Source organism: Enterobacter cloacae complex sp. P16RS2 (assembly GCF_014982155.1).
Taxonomy (GTDB): domain Bacteria; phylum Pseudomonadota; class Gammaproteobacteria; order Enterobacterales; family Enterobacteriaceae; genus Enterobacter; species Enterobacter cloacae_M.
In genome coordinates, this window is record NZ_JADCKW010000016.1 from 23622 (window position 1) to 38391 (window position 14770).

Sequence of the window (14770 nt, forward strand, 5' to 3'; positions counted from 1 at the left end):
GATTACTCCTCCGGCAGAAGCTTCCAGCGCGGGTCGTTGTCGGGCAATGCGACCAGCGGCTGCACGACGGTCAGCACGATCTCATTGGACGAGACGCGCTGGCCTTTCTCATCTTCCACCACCGCCGACAGGTGCCAGCGGTTTGTTGCCCCTTCATCGTCATTCCAGGCAGGTATAATCACACTCCAGCCGTCGCTGCTGTTGCTTTTGGCCGGCGACGTCAGGCTCAGCGCCCGCGTATCTCCCTGCCAGTGGATCTGACGAATGCCGTTCGCGCTGCGAACCTGAAGCTTCAGCATAACGGTCTCGCCCCCTTTCAGATCCCACGGCGGCGTCGCCAGCCAGACGGACAGCGTTTTACGCTGGCGGAACTCCATCACCGGCAGGCTATTGCGCTCCGGCGAGTCGTAGCGGCTTCCGCGCAGGGAACGCGTGGCGGCGACTTCACCGGCGGAAAGCTGCTTCACCAGCGGCACGCCAAAGCGATAGTTGAGCTTCAACCCGAGGTTATTCTGGCTCTCGCCACTTTCGCCCTGCTTGTGCGCGGCGGTAAGGGTGACCAGCGGTACGGGGGTATAGTTAAGCCCCAGATTCACCGCCACCGGATTGTGATAGCCCGTTCCGCTGTTGAAGAGGTCGACGTTATCGCCAAAGTATTGCTCGAAGCTCACGCTGGTATTGAGATGATGGAACCACGGCAGCCAGGCTTTAGCGGTGACGTCATATCCGCGCGCCATACGCTGCTCCTGGACGTCGGAGCGATCGCGCCAGCCGGCAAAGGGCTGATAATAGTTGGCTGACAGGCGCAGATTTTCCCCCCACGCTTCCGCGCCCAGCCCGGCACGCTGCAGGTTGTCATCCAGGAGGTTATCGTAAAAGGTGTTGTAACCCAGCAGCCATTTCCCGGCGATCCAGCGCTGACCGATTCCTGCATTACTGACCAGGCCATCCGTCTGCTGGGTCAGGCCAAGCTGGCTCCAGCTCAGATAACGGTTGTTATCGTTCCAGGGGATAAACCAGCTCCCGCTGCTGCCGTTAAATTTGCCATCGTTATCCACCAGTAGGTTCACGCTGGCGTTCCCCCAGGGCGAAAGCCAGGACTCAATCTGCTGGTTCACTTCGCCGCTCACCGCGTCACGCACCTGACCAAACGCAAACTGACGCGCCTGCTCGCCCGTTGTCAGGCCGTTGTCGGTCATGCTGGCTTCACCGAAGGCTTTCGCCATTTCGGCCAGGTGTTTTTCCCCCTCCCCGGTTGGGGCGGCCATACCGAGGTCGGGCAGATTATCCCCGTCATTATCAAAGGGATTTTGCGCCTGATGCATAAAGGAATTCGGCGCACCGTGAACGGCTCCGACCGTAAGAAGGGGGAGTAAAAACAGCAAACGAATGCGGGACGATACAGCCATCAACGTCGTCAATAAGAACCTGTGTTTATGAATAAACTCTTATTATGTTAACGCGATAAGCCCTGAAATGCAGTCCTGGCGGACATTTCAGGATTATCCTGAAACAGCCCTTTCAGCTCCGGCACGCAGGAGCCACAGTTCGTACCACAGCGCAGCTTCGCCCCCAGCGCGGTTACGGAATCACACCCGCCAACGATCGCCTCCCGTATCGTATTCTCCCCGACGCTGAAACAGCTGCAGATGATGCGTCCCGGATCCGCTTCCTTCCCGACGCTCTGTCCGTTCAGCAAGGCGTGACGTTCTGAGGCCAGCACGGGTGGGGATTGAAAAGCGGCTTCAATCACCGTATGCGCCAGCGCCGGTAACGCGGTGCCCTCCCAGAAGCCCAGCATCAACTGGCCTTCATGCCAGGCCAGCACGCTGCTGCGTTCGCCGGTTTGCGCAACCTGCAGCTGCCAGCCCCGGACGCCGGCGTAATCCATTACCCACGACAGCAAAGGTTGATCGCCCGCCACCGTCAGGCGTGAGGCTTTACGCCACCAGTAAGCCGAAGAGGGCATTTCCGGCCATTCCCGGGCATAGAGTTCCCCCTGCCAGGCGGGCTGCCACGGCAGAATTCTGACCGCGGTTTGTTTACTCTCCGGCTGGCCAGAAACCGGATCGCAGCGCCCTTCCACCAGCGCATTCACCTTTCCCTGGCGGGAAAACTCAGCATTCCAGTGCATCGGGGCAAACGCCTCGCCTTCCCGTATCCCGTCATTGATTCGTACTCTGACGACCATCACGCCGCGCGGCGAGCTGATGCGCGCCAACTGGCCGTCGCACAGGGAAAACCGAACCGCGTCTGCGGGGCAAACCTCAACAAACGGTTCGGCGATATGCTGCATGAGTCTGGCCACGTATCCCGTTCGGGTCATGGTATGCCACTGATCGCGGATGCGTCCGGAGTTGAGAATCAGCGGGTACAACGCGCTGACCGTCGCACCGTGCGACAAAGGGTTAACGGGAACGATGTTTCGGCGCGGAAAATTCCCCGTCGGCCACTGATAAGGCTCAAGCTGATCCCACTCCTCACGGGTTAGCGCAGCCAGTTCATGAAGATTCAATGCCCGCGCGCCGTCATTTTCAAAGGCCGTCAGCGCCGCATGTTCGCAAAAAATCTCGTGCGGATGTTGCCAGGCAAAGGCCTCGCCGTAGCCCAGTCGTTTCGCCATCTGCGCGACGATCCACCAGTCCGGCTTCGCTTCGCCCGGCGCGGGCAGAAACGCGCGCTGGCGTGAAATGCGCCGCTCGGAATTGGTCACCGTCCCGTCCTTTTCTCCCCAGCCCAAAGCCGGAAAACGGATATGGGCGAACCGGCTGGTGTCGGTATCGTTCATCACCTCAGAGACCATCACCAGCGGGCAGCCCGCCAGCGCCTGACACACCGCGTGGCTGTCCGGCAGCGACACGGCGGGGTTGGTGCCCATAATCCACACCGCCTTCACCTCACCGCGGGCAATGGCGTCAAACAGCTCCACCGCCATCAGCCCCGGCGTCTGCGCCAGCCGTTCCGTTCCCCAGAAACGCGCCACCCGCGAAAGATCGTCCGGCTCAAAGTTCATGTGTGCCGCCAGTTGGTTCGCCAGTCCGCCCACCTCCCTTCCGCCCATCGCGTTTGGCTGTCCGGTCAGCGAAAACGGGCCGCAGCCCGGACGGTTGAACTTCCCGCTGGCAAGATGAACGTTAATGATAGCGTTACACTTGTCGCTGCCGCTGGCGGACTGGTTGATACCCATGGTGTAGAGCGTAATTGCGCGAGGCGCGGTGATAAACCAGTCGTAAAAGGTGCCAATATCCTGCGGCGAGAGGCCGCAAAACGCCGCCACGCGCTCAACGGGCCACTCATCCGTTCCCTGAATCACATTAAGCAGACCGACAAACAGCCCGGCGTCGCTGCCGGGGGCGAGCGCCAGATGCAGGTCAGCAATATCACAGGTGGCGGTTCTGCGCGGATCGATTACCACCACCTTCATCTGAGGGTTGTTGCGCTTCGCCTGCACCAGCCGCTGATAGAGCACAGGATGCGTCCAGGCCGCGTTTGAACCCCCCAGCACCACCAGATCGCTGTTTTCGACGTCCTCGTAGCTGCACGGCACCACGTCTTCGCCAAAGGCGCGCTTGTAGCCCACCACCGCCGAGGACATGCAAAGCCGGGAGTTGGTATCGATGTTTGCCGCACCGATAAACCCTTTCATCAGCTTGTTGGCGGCGTAGTAGTCCTCGGTAAGCAATTGTCCGGAGGCGTAAAACGCCACCGCCTGCGGCCCCCATGTGTCGATAATCTCCCGCAGACGCTCCCCTGCCGCGTTCAGCGCCTGCGCCCAGTCCACCTCAAGTCCGTCAACGACCGGGCGCAAAAGCCGCCCCTGTAAGCCCGTCGTTTCGCCCAGGGCCGATCCTTTCACGCACAGGCGACCCAGGTTCGCAGGATGGGTTTCATCTCCCCGAACGCTGACCGCTTCACCTTCCACGCTGGCAACTACGCCGCAGCCGACCCCGCAGTAGGGGCACGTTGTCCGGGTTTCCGTCATGAAGCCTCCGCACGCATTACCTGGGCGTCGCTGCCAACCCATACCTTGCCGTTTTCAATTTTCACCGGCCAGGCGCGCACCGCGGGTTCGCCGTTCTCTGCCTGACAGCCGTCGCGCAGGCGAATGCGCTGCTTGTAGAGCGGTGAAATCACCACCGGCTCGCCCGCCGCATCGCCAAGAATGCCGCGTGAAAGCACGTTCGCCTCGCCGCCCGGCTCCCGATCGTCGAGGGCGTAAACGGTTTTGCCAAAGCGGAACAGCGCAATCGGCTTACGTCCAAGCCGCGCGCCGATGCCCGCCTGCTCGGGGATATCGTCGATGCCGCAGATTTCCTGCCAGCGCTTGCTTTCATCCGGCGTGGTGTCGTTCACCGTCGTGCGGAACAGCGCCAGGCGGTTGGGATCGCTGAGCGTGGTTTGCCATTCGCACTGGTAGGTTTCCACCACCCGGGCCATCTCCTGCTCCAGCTCGTGGGCGATGCCGAGGCTGTCGTTGAGGATCACCTCGCGCAGATAGTCGAGGCCGCCTTCCAGGTTGTCCATCCAGGTGCTGGTGCGCTGCAGGCGATCCGCCGTGCGGATGTAAAACATCAGGAAACGGTCGACGGTGCGGATCAGCGTTTCGTCGTCCAGATCGCTGGCGAAGAGATCCGCATGGCGCGGCTTCATCCCGCCGTTGCCGCACAGATAGAGGTTCCAGCCTTTATCGGTGGCAATCACCCCCACGTCTTTGCTCTGCGCCTCCGCGCACTCGCGGGTGCAGCCGGAGACCGCCATTTTGATTTTGTGCGGCGCGCGCAGCCCCTTGTAGCGGTGCTCAAGCCTGACCGCGAGGCCGGTGGAGTCCTGCACCCCGTAGCGGCACCAGGTTGAACCGACGCAGGATTTCACCGTGCGCAGGGATTTCCCGTAGGCGTGCCCGGTTTCAAACCCGGCCTCGACCAGCGCCTGCCAGATCTCAGGCAGCTGTTCCAGAGTGGCGCCGAAAAGGTCGATTCGCTGTCCGCCGGTAATTTTGCTGTACAGGCTGTAGCGCTTCGCAATCTGGCCGATGGCGATCAGCCCGTCGGCGGTCACTTCCCCTGCGGGCATGCGCGGCACGATGGAGTAGGTGCCGTCCTTCTGGATGTTGGCGAAGTAGCGGTCGTTGGTATCCTGCAGCGGCAGGTGCGCCGGTTTCAGCAGATACTCGTTCCAGCAGGAGGCAAGCACTGACCCCACCAGCGGCTTACAAATTTCGCATCCGTGTCCCTGTCCGTAGCGGCTTATAAGCTGGTCAAAGGTGCGGATATGGTTGACGCGCACGAGGTGGTAAATCTCCTGGCGCGAGTACGGGAAGTGCTCGCAGATGTCCTTTTTCACCTCCACGCCCTGCTCAGCCAGCTGGAACTCCATCACCTGCTTCACCAGCGCGCTACATCCCCCGCAGCCGGTCGCCGCTTTGGTGCACTGCTTAACGGCGCCGATATCCGCCGCGCCCGCGCTCACCGCCCGGCAGATATCGCCTTTGCTGACGTTATGACACGAACAGATTTGCGCGCTTTCCGGCAGCGCCGCCACGCCGAGCGCTTTCGGCGCGCTGCCTGACGACGCGGGTAATATTAGCGTTTCCGGCTCTTTTGGCAGGGCTATCCCGTTAAGCATCATCTGCACCAGCGTGGCGTATTCGCTGGCATCGCCCACCAGCACGCCGCCGAGCAGCGTTTTGCCGTCGTGGCTGACCACGATTTTCTTGTAGATTTGCTGCGGACCGTGCGTCCACTGATAGCTCAGCGCCCCCGGCGTGCGTCCGTGAGCGTCGCCGAAAGAGGCCACGTCCACGCCCAGCAGCTTGAGTTTGGTGCTCATATCCGCGCCGGCGAAGATGTTCTCCTCTCCCGCCAGCGCGGCGGCGGCCACCCGCGCCATCTGGTAGCCGGGCGCGACCAGACCGAAGATTTTCCCTTCCCACAGGGCGCATTCACCAATGGCCAGCACGTCCGGATCGGAGGTCTGGCAACCGTCGTCAATGCAGATCCCGCCGCGCTCGCCGATAGCCAGCCCGCTGCTGCGCGCCAGCGCGTCCTGGGGACGAATGCCCGCCGAAAAGACCACCATGTCCGTTTCAAGCTGTTCGCCATCGGCAAAGCGCAGCACCAGCCCGCCGTCCGCGTTGGCGATCTCCGTCGTGGCTTTACTGGTGTGAACGCCGACGCCCAGCGCCTCGATTTTTTTGCGCAGCATCGCCGCGCCGTCGTTGTCGAGCTGGACCGCCATCAGGTTGGGCGCAAACTCAACCACGTGGGTTTCCAGCCCGAGCTGCTTCAGGGCATTCGCCGCCTCCAGCCCGAGCAGGCCGCCGCCAATCACCACGCCGCGGCGCGAGCCCGCCGCATGTGCAGCAATGTTGTCCAGGTCGTCAAGGGTGCGGTAGACAAAACAGCCCGGCAAATCGTTGCCCGGCACAGGCGGCACGAACGGGTATGAGCCGGTCGCCAGCACCAGCTTGTCCCAGTGGGTTTCGTGCCCGCTGGCGGTGCGCACCACGCGCGCGTCGCGATCGATAGCGACGACCTGCTGCGACAGGCGCAGCTCAATGCCGTTGTCGACAAAGAAATCCCCCTCCACCAGCGAAAGCGACGCCGCGCTGCGGCCGCCAAAATATTCCGACAGATGCACGCGGTCGTAGGCGGCATAGCGCTCCTCGCCAAAGACAACGATCTGATACTGCTGATGCAGATTGCGGTTAACGCAGTCTTCGAGAAAATGATGGCCGACCATACCGTGCCCAACCACCACAAGAGTAGGTTTTGTCATAGCATTGTGTCCTGCAACCTGCGGTTGCGTAGTGAAACGATCGAACAGCCAGTCCGCGTGGGCGGGCGCAGCCGTTGCCAGTAAATCGGTAAATGTTGCCGTGCTGCGGCAGTCGCCCATCAGCAGTACGCCAGCCAGCGCCCCTTGATTGATCAGTAAACGGCGATAGTGACGGGTCAGCGGATCCCATGCGCTCCAGACCACGTCGCCCTCCTGCTCTGCCGCGCGACCGAGACTGAACAGCTCCACGCCGGTCACCTTGAGGCGCATCCCGCTGTCGGTCAGGGTAAACGGCGCGGTGACGTCTCCGGCCAGCCGGGCGGCAAGGATATCCGCCTGCGCCAGACAGGGGGCGACCAGGCCAAACGTCTGGCCGTCAATTTCGCAGCATTCGCCAATGGCGTAGACGTCCGGCTCGGAGGTTTGCATCTGGCGATCCACCACGATGCCGCGCGCGCAGCGAATGCCGCTGGCCTGCGCCAGCGTGACGCTGGGCTGCACGCCGGTCGCTAGCACCACGCGCGCGGCGGCGATTCTGCGTCCGTTCAGCAGCGTCACGCTATCTCCGTTCACCGCTGCGATGCCAGAGACGAGCTCACAGCGCACGCCCCGCGCCGCCAGCGCCTCTTCCAGCAGCATTCCCGCCTGCCGATCCAGCTGCTGCTCCATCAGCCACGGACCGCGATGAACAAGCGTGACCTCGTCACCTGAACGCGCCAGCGCAGCCGCCGCCTCAACCCCGAGCACGCCGCCGCCCAGCACCACCGCCGGACCGGCGATCGCCTGAATGGCCCGGGTATCTGCCAGGGTACGGAACGTGAACACATGCGGCGCATCGCAGCCGCGAATTGGCGGAACAAAGGGCGTTGATCCGGTGGCAAACACCAGCGCATCCCAGCCCAGCGTGCGGGCGGTGGTTTGCACTTCCCGCGCGTCCACGTTCACGGCGAGCGCCTTTTCGCCCCGCAGCACCGTCACGCCCCGTTCCTGGTACCAGTCGTCATTCTGAAGACTGATGCCCACCGCCGTTTTTTCACCGCCCAGCACCGGCGAAAGCTGGATGCGGTTATAGGCATGCTCCGGCTCGTCACCGATGACGGTAATTGCGAAACGATCGGCAGCACGCCCGGTGAGCGAGGCAATCAGCCGCGTGGCCGCCATGCCATTTCCGATAATGACCAGTCGCATCAAAGCCCCCTCGCTACGCCGCTTTCGGCTGCTTTTCATAGAGGAAATGCAGGATCTGCTGGCGCATGTGGTGATAGCGGCTGTCGTCAGCCAGCTGCACCCGGTTACGCGGGCGCGGCAGGTCAACGTGCAGGATCTCCCCGACGGTCGCCGCCGGGCCGTTGGTCATCATCAGCACGCGATCGGAGAGCAGCACCGCCTCGTCCACGTCGTGGGTAATCAGCACAATGGTGGTGTTCAGCGCCTGCTGGATCTGCATCACCGAGTCCTGAAGATGGGCGCGCGTCAGCGCATCCAGCGCGCCGAAGGGTTCATCCATCAGCAGGACTTTCGGCTTCATCGCCAGCGCGCGGGCAATCCCGACGCGCTGCTTCATGCCGCCGGAGATCTCCCCCGGGCGCTTGTGCAGGGCGTGCCCCATCTGCACGCGGTCGAGGTTGTGCTCAATCCACTCCCGGCGCTCCGCCTTGCTCATGCTGTGGCGAAACACGTGATCGACCGCCAGGGCCACGTTGTCGAAGCAGGTGAGCCACGGCAGCAGCGAATGGTTCTGGAATACCACCGCGCGCTCCGGACCCGGCCCGGCAATTTCGCGGTTGTCGCAAATCAGCCCGCCCTCCGTCGGCAACGTGATCCCAGCGATAAGGTTAAGCAGCGTCGATTTACCGCAGCCGGAGTGCCCAATCAGGCTGACGGTTTCGCCCTCATGGATATCAAAGGAGACGTTCTGCAGCGCCAGAAATTCGCCGCTGGCGGTGGAAAAACGCTGGCTCACGGCCTGGACCTGGATTAATGGTTTCATGTTCGCTCCTTATTTTTCCTGCCAGCTAAAGCGACGGGCGATCAGCATCAGCCCCTGCTCCAGCAGCAACCCGACCACGCCAATGATGACGATGGCGATGAGAATGTTTTCGACGTTGAGGTTGTTCCACTCGTTCCAGATCCAGAAGCCGATCCCTAAACCGCCGGTGAGCATCTCGGCGGCGACGATCACCAGCCAGGCGATGCCGATGGACAGACGCACCCCGGTCAGCACCGCGGGCAGCACCGCCGGGAAGAGAATGCGGCGCATGATGGTCCACTCGGAAAGCTGCAGCACCCGGGCGACGTTGAGGTAGTCCTGCGGAATGCGGCGCACGCCTTCGGCGGTGTTGATCACCATCGGCCAGATGGAGCAGATAAAAATGGTCCAGCTCGACGCGGGCTCCGCTTTCTGAAACAGCAGCAGGCCGATGGGCAGCCAGGCCAGCGGGCTAACCGGGCGTAACAGCGCGATCAGCGGGCCGAACATGCGAGAGAAAAAGGTGAAGCGACCAATCAGGAAGCCGAGCGGGATCCCGGCGAGCGCGGCCAGGCCAAACCCCACCGCCACGCGCTGTAATGAGGCGAGCACGTTCCAGCCGATGCCCATGTCGTTTGGCCCGTCGCGATAAAACGGATCGGCAAACAGGGTGATGGCGGAATCGAGCGTGCTGAGCGGCGTCGGGAAACCTTTGCTGTTAATCGCCGCCAGCTGCCAGAGCACCACCAGCAGTCCCAGACCGAGAAACGCCGGGATGATGCGCTGAAGGATCGCATTAATCCGACGCGCAAACTTCGGCGTACGGCAGCGAACCTGCACCGGAGGCAGGAGAATCACCTCTCCACTCTCCGGCGTCTCGTGTGAATTCGTCTTTTGCAGATGCTGCATAATCAGGCCCCTTTACGGTGAATAGCGAAACGGCTGGCGTATCCTTCCGGATCGGTACCGTTCCAGACGGTGCCGTCCATCAATGTGCTGCTGCGTAATGGTGAAGTCGGTGTGCTGATGCCCCCCACCGCCGTGGCGGCATCCTGCCAGACCGCGGTCTGGTTAATGCGCTGTGCAATACCCGCGTAGTCCGGCGCGGATTTGAGCAAGCCCCAGCGGCGGAACTGGGTTAAGAACCACATGCCGTCTGAGAGATATGGGTAGCTGACGGCCCCCTCGTTGAAGAAGCGGATCGGGTGCGCGTCCTGCCAGCGCTGGCCCAGGCCGTTGTCGTACTCGCCGAGCATGCGTCCGGTGAGATACTGTTCCTTGCAGTTGAGCCACGCCCGGCGGGAGAGGATCTGCGCGGTCTCGCGTTTGTTTTCCGGGGAGGCTTCGATCCAGCGCGCCGCCTCCAGTACCGCGCTCACCAGCGCCCGCGCGGTGTGCGGGTTTTTCTCCACCCAGTCGCGACGCGTGCCGAGGATTTTTTCCGGATGATCGGCCCAGATGGACTGCGACGTGGCGGCGGTAAAACCGATGCGGTCGTTGATGGCACGTGCGTTCCACGGCTCGCCGACGCAAAAGCCGACCATGTTGCCAATGCGCATGTTCATCACCATCTGCGGCGGCGGCACCACTACCGTGCGCACGTCGTCAAAGGGGTTAATGCCCGCGCTGGCCAGCCAGTAGTACAGCCACATGGCGTGCGTCCCGGTCGGGAAGGTGTGCGCGAAGGTGTAGATGCCGGGCGCCTGCTGACCAATCAGCTTTTTCAGCCCGTCAAGGTCTCGAACGCCCTTCTCCGCCAGATCGCTGGAAAGCGTAATCGCCTGGCCGTTCTGATTAAGCGTCATCAGGTTTGCCATCTGCTGCGGCTTGCCGGCAATACCCAGCTCCAGGCCGTACAGCAGGCCGTAGAGAATGTGCGCGGCATCAAGCTCGCCCGCCACCAGCTTGTCGCGCACCGCCGCCCAGCTCGCCTCTTTGGTGGGCACGATGGTAATGCCGTATTTTTTATCAAAGCCTTTCAGCGCTGCGATAACCACCGGGGCGCAGTCGGTCAGCGGGATAAACCCGATGCGCACCGTTTCCTGCTCCGGTTTATCCGAGCCAGCCGCCCATGCGGCCTGCATGATACCCGGTAACAGCATTGCACCACTGGCCAGCATGCTGGCCTGCAAAAAACGCCGTCTCGACAAATCCGCCATGACCACTCCTGAATAAAAACCAAAAAAAAGCGCCCACGATGCCGAAGCACCAGTGGACGCCTTTATCCCGAAGACGCATGCACCGCCGTTGGCGCATCGTCAAAAATGGTTAATCTGATAATGCAAAGTGAATGCCAGGTTTTAACCCGCTTTTTCCGGGGCGCTAACCGAATTCCCCTCGCCTGCACGCACCTTAATCAGGCATAAAATGCCCGCTGACCGTGCAGCTACTCCTTTGGTATTATCTGCCATAAATTCTTCACCATCAGCAGCGCGCGGGCGATATCCACCATCCTTTGGTTCTTGTCCATCGCCATTTTGCGCAGCGCCGTCCAGGCCTGTTCCTCACTCATATTCTGGTGGGTCATCAGCACGCTTTTCGCTTTATCAATGACTTTGCGCTCTTCAAGCGTATCGCGCAGCGACGCAAGCTGGCGCGAGAGCTGTTCTATCTCGCGTGCCTGCTGGCGCACCAGGGTGAGCAACGGTTTTTCCGGATACTGTATCAGCGGATCGTCCTGCTCATCGGCGGGAGGTACGTACTCATCGTTACGGTAAATACGCTCGTCCACCGCCGTCATCAGATCGGCGATGAGCGTCTCCTCCAGCGTGCGCAGATGCTCAAGGCGCGCGGTTTGCAGAGCAAACCAGGCCAGAGCGGTAAGGCCATCATCCGCGGCAGGCTGGCGGGTGCAGGCCACGCGCCGGAGTTGCTCCGTTTCACGATCGGGCTGACAGTGCAGGGAAAAGGTGGTCTGGACGTCAGCGGAGCTGTGTGAGAGAAAAATTTCAAAGCAGGCCTGCTGCCCGTCGATGCGGTCAACCAACCTCTGGCGAGTCACATCATCGAAAAAGCCCTGCGTGAAGCCAATCGCTCCCAGGGCCCGTTCCTGTCCCGCCAGCTCTTTCCCCTGCATCAGGCTATAAAGGGCAACAAAACGCCCGGCGATTTGCGGATCGTCAATGCTGTCATTGAGCTGCGGTACGATACTGAGCAGATGGCGAAGCATGCGGGAGTAGTGTTCCATCGCCTGCGGCGCCGTTACCGTTTGCTGAATAACACCGTCGCGCAGCGCGGGAAGCATATCAAGGCTCAGGAGCGCGCCGCCGATGCGTTCACAGACCGTACTTCCCGGGATCGGCGACTGTTTTTCAAGAATGTCATAAAGTGCAGCGAGGTTTTCATCCACCAGCGCCCGGCTGGCTTTGCATTCAGGAGCGTAGAGTTTACCCTGTGAACAGAGCCAGACGTTGGACGCCCCACGCTCGCACTGTAACATATGCACCAGTTGGCTAATGCCGTGCACAAGCACGCCAAGCTGTGCCAGCTTGCTGAGCTGCTCCCGGCGCATCATCCTTGCGCGCTCGAGCCATTCGCCAGCGCCTGGCGAAATGCCAGCCATTAATGTCATGCTTACTCTCCAGAACAGCGAAACTTGGAAAAGCTAAGCAATATTCGTGCCTTTATAAGAACAGGAGTCAACATGCAAAAGATTGTGATCGTCGCCAACGGTGCGGCTTACGGCAGTGAATCCCTTTTCAACAGTCTGCGCCTGGCGATTGCGCTGCGTGAAAAAGAGAGCGACCTGGCGTTACGACTCTTTTTAATGTCGGACGCGGTCACCGCGGGGCTGAAGGGTCAAAAACCGGCAGAGGGCTATAACATTCAGCAGATGCTGGAGATCCTCACCGCGCAAAACGTGCCGGTGAAGCTGTGCAAGACCTGCACCGACGGCCGCGGCATTACCGGTCTGCCGCTGATTGATGGCGTAGAGATTGGTACTCTGGTTGAGCTGGCCGAGTGGACGCTGTCCGCCGATAAAGTATTAACTTTTTAATAATAAACCCGTAAAAATATTATTTTCTTATGGACGCGGTTTCAGCATCAAGTTTACCTGCGGGGTTGCCGATAGGCATGGAAACAACACAGCAGGTATTTCACTTATGTTCAGATCGATTCGTGCACGCATCATCGCGGCGACGGCAGGCTGTCTGGTCGTCGCCCTTCTCCTTAACACCGTTATCAACTTCCAGGTCACGCGCCAGGATAACCAGCAGTCCCAGCGCGATATCCTGACCAGCACCAGCGCCAGCCATAACATGGCGATTGCCGACTGGGTAAAAAGCAAGATGACGGTGATCGCCTCCGCGCAGACCGTTGCGCTGAGTGACGACCCGGTTCCGGTGTTTAAACAGCTTGCGCAGGCGGGTGGATTCACCAACGTCTATGTTGGCTACGCCAGCAAAACGGCGAAATTCTCTGAACCGGCGGGCGTTCCGGCGGACTATGACCCGACCATTCGCCCGTGGTATCAGCAGGTGGTCAGCACGGACGGTCCGGTTGTCACCGCGCCCTACGTTGATGCGGGGACCGGTAAGCTGGTGGTAACCTTTGCGGTGCCGGTGAAAGAAAATGGCACGCTAAAAGCGGTCGTGGCGGGCGATGTGGCGATGGACAGCGTGGTGGCTAACGTGCGCGGGATCCATCCAACCCCGGCCAGCAGCGGGTTACTTCTGAACAGTGACGGCAGCGTGATTGCCGCTAACGATCCTGCCCTCACGCTGAAACCGTTTACTGAGACAATCAAGGGCATTGATTTTGCTGCGCTGAAAAGCGGTAACCCCGTCGACGGAACGCTAAACGACGCTGAAAAAACCTTCGTGGCGACAGCCGTGCCGGGCACAAACTGGCTGTTAGTCGTCGCGCTCGACAGCGGTGACGCCACCTCCGGCATGCGTTCCCTGCTTAAAGCCTCGGGGATTTCGCTGGTGATCCTTGCACTGCTGAGCGCCGCCATTGTGCATTTCCTGATTGCCCGCCTGCTCAAGCGTTTGTCCGACATTCGCGACGCGATGCACAGCATTGCTAACGGCACTAACGATCTGTCCCAGCGCCTGCCTGACAACGGCGAGGATGAGGTCGCGCAAATTGCCCAGGCCTTTAACGCCTTCAGCGATAAACTGTCGGTGGTGATGGTGCAGCTCCGTGACGCCAGTGAATCGGTGAAAAACGCGGCGCAGGAGATTGCCGCAGGTAACCAGGATCTCTCCGGACGTACCGAGCAGGCGGCATCCAGCCTGCGCGAGACGGCCAGCGCAGTGGAGCAGATCACCGCCTCCGTGACGCAGTCGAATGAATCGGCAGCAGAAGCCAACGACCAGGCGAGCAAGGCCTCAGCGGCCGCGGCGCGCGGCGGCGAGGTGGTATCGCAGGCGATCAGCACCATGCAGTCCATTGAAGTCGCGTCGGCAAAAATTGGCGATATCACCAGCGTGATTGACGGCATTGCTTTCCAGACCAACATTCTGGCGCTGAACGCCTCCGTCGAGGCGGCGCGTGCGGGTGAGCAGGGGCGCGGGTTTGCCGTGGTAGCAGGCGAAGTGCGTAACCTGGCGAGCCGTAGCGCTCAGGCGGCGAAAGAGATCAAATCCCTGATCGATTCCACCACCGACAGCGTGGCAACAGGCTCCCGCTACGTACATCTGGCGGGGGAAAGCATGGATGAGATCCGCTCCAGCATCGGTAGCGTCTCTGGCATCATGCGCGAAATCTCCATCGCCACCAGCGAGCAGATGAAAGGGATTCATGAGATCAACCACGCGGTGACCCATCTCGACAGAATGGTTCAGCAGAACGCCGAGCTGGTGGTGGAATCCGCCGCCGCCGCGGGTGCCCTGCAGAGCCAGGCGGGCGACCTTGCTGAAACCGCCGGGCATTTCCGCATTTAATCTTCTTCCGGCGCGCGTTTAGCGGGTAAAACGCGCGCCAGCCTAAATTTTGAGGAATTTTGTCATTTTTGTTTAATCGTCATGCCATTTTTTGATCAAAATCAGCATCCCACCCCCTCCCCTTTGGTGTTATGCC

At 61.0% G+C, this 14770-nt stretch carries 9 protein-coding genes; 2 read left to right on the top strand and 7 right to left on the bottom strand.

Annotated features, from left to right (window positions below):
• Positions 1–2: 2 nt before the first annotated feature.
• From INF68_RS11940 to nasR, 7 genes are all read right to left on the bottom strand, one after another.
• Positions 3–1409 carry a YchO/YchP family invasin gene (locus tag INF68_RS11940; RefSeq protein WP_126786820.1) on the bottom strand — a complete coding sequence of 469 codons (1407 nt, stop codon included), beginning with the start codon at positions 1407–1409 and terminating at the stop codon, positions 3–5.
• A 47-nt stretch (positions 1410–1456) separates the two neighbouring features.
• On the bottom strand, positions 1457–3982 hold the full coding sequence (locus INF68_RS11945) for a nitrate reductase (protein ID WP_126786819.1): 2526 nt from the start codon (positions 3980–3982) through the stop codon (positions 1457–1459).
• Complete coding sequence (gene nirB / locus INF68_RS11950) at positions 3979–7965, bottom strand: nitrite reductase large subunit NirB (RefSeq protein WP_126786818.1); 3987 nt, start codon at positions 7963–7965, stop codon at positions 3979–3981. The genes INF68_RS11945 and nirB overlap by 4 nt, the downstream gene beginning before the upstream one ends.
• 13 nt (positions 7966–7978) lie before the next feature.
• The gene (locus INF68_RS11955; protein WP_021240347.1) at positions 7979–8767 is read right to left on the bottom strand and encodes an ABC transporter ATP-binding protein; all 789 of its coding nucleotides are present in this window, start codon (positions 8765–8767) and stop codon (positions 7979–7981) included.
• Positions 8768–8776: 9 nt separating this feature from the next.
• Positions 8777–9655 carry a nitrate ABC transporter permease gene (ntrB, locus tag INF68_RS11960; RefSeq protein WP_193525321.1) on the bottom strand — a complete coding sequence of 293 codons (879 nt, stop codon included), beginning with the start codon at positions 9653–9655 and terminating at the stop codon, positions 8777–8779.
• Positions 9656–9657: 2 nt separating this feature from the next.
• Positions 9658–10905, bottom strand: coding sequence for a CmpA/NrtA family ABC transporter substrate-binding protein (locus tag INF68_RS11965; RefSeq protein ID WP_109845040.1), 1248 nt, complete (start codon positions 10903–10905; stop codon positions 9658–9660).
• A 227-nt stretch (positions 10906–11132) separates the two neighbouring features.
• A complete protein-coding gene (nasR, locus tag INF68_RS11970) occupies positions 11133–12317 on the bottom strand; it encodes a nitrate regulatory protein NasR (RefSeq protein WP_126786816.1) in 1185 nt (394 codons plus the stop codon).
• 72 nt (positions 12318–12389) lie between these two features.
• On the opposite strand from nasR, the gene INF68_RS11975 reads away from it, so the two are divergent.
• Positions 12390–12743: a DsrE/DsrF/TusD sulfur relay family protein gene (locus INF68_RS11975; protein ID WP_008499522.1), complete on the top strand. Its 354-nt coding sequence runs from the start codon at positions 12390–12392 to the stop codon at positions 12741–12743.
• A gap of 106 nt (positions 12744–12849) precedes the next feature.
• Positions 12850–14634, top strand: coding sequence for a methyl-accepting chemotaxis protein (locus INF68_RS11980; protein ID WP_126786815.1), 1785 nt, complete (start codon positions 12850–12852; stop codon positions 14632–14634).
• Positions 14635–14770 lie beyond the last annotated feature (136 nt).

What these genes read in the sequence shown, in the direction of transcription:
- INF68_RS11940 (WP_126786820.1), bottom strand. Translation starts at nt 1,409, where the DNA reads ATGGCTGTATCGTCCCGCATTCGTTTGCTGTTTTTACTCCCCCTTCTT.
- INF68_RS11945 (WP_126786819.1), bottom strand. Translation starts at nt 3,982, where the DNA reads ATGACGGAAACCCGGACAACGTGCCCCTACTGCGGGGTCGGCTGCGGC.
- nirB (WP_126786818.1), bottom strand. Translation starts at nt 7,965, where the DNA reads ATGCGACTGGTCATTATCGGAAATGGCATGGCGGCCACGCGGCTGATT.
- INF68_RS11955 (WP_021240347.1), bottom strand. Translation starts at nt 8,767, where the DNA reads ATGAAACCATTAATCCAGGTCCAGGCCGTGAGCCAGCGTTTTTCCACC.
- ntrB (WP_193525321.1), bottom strand. Translation starts at nt 9,655, where the DNA reads ATGCAGCATCTGCAAAAGACGAATTCACACGAGACGCCGGAGAGTGGA.
- INF68_RS11965 (WP_109845040.1), bottom strand. Translation starts at nt 10,905, where the DNA reads ATGGCGGATTTGTCGAGACGGCGTTTTTTGCAGGCCAGCATGCTGGCC.
- nasR (WP_126786816.1), bottom strand. Translation starts at nt 12,317, where the DNA reads ATGACATTAATGGCTGGCATTTCGCCAGGCGCTGGCGAATGGCTCGAG.
- INF68_RS11975 (WP_008499522.1), top strand. Translation starts at nt 12,390, where the DNA reads ATGCAAAAGATTGTGATCGTCGCCAACGGTGCGGCTTACGGCAGTGAA.
- INF68_RS11980 (WP_126786815.1), top strand. Translation starts at nt 12,850, where the DNA reads ATGTTCAGATCGATTCGTGCACGCATCATCGCGGCGACGGCAGGCTGT.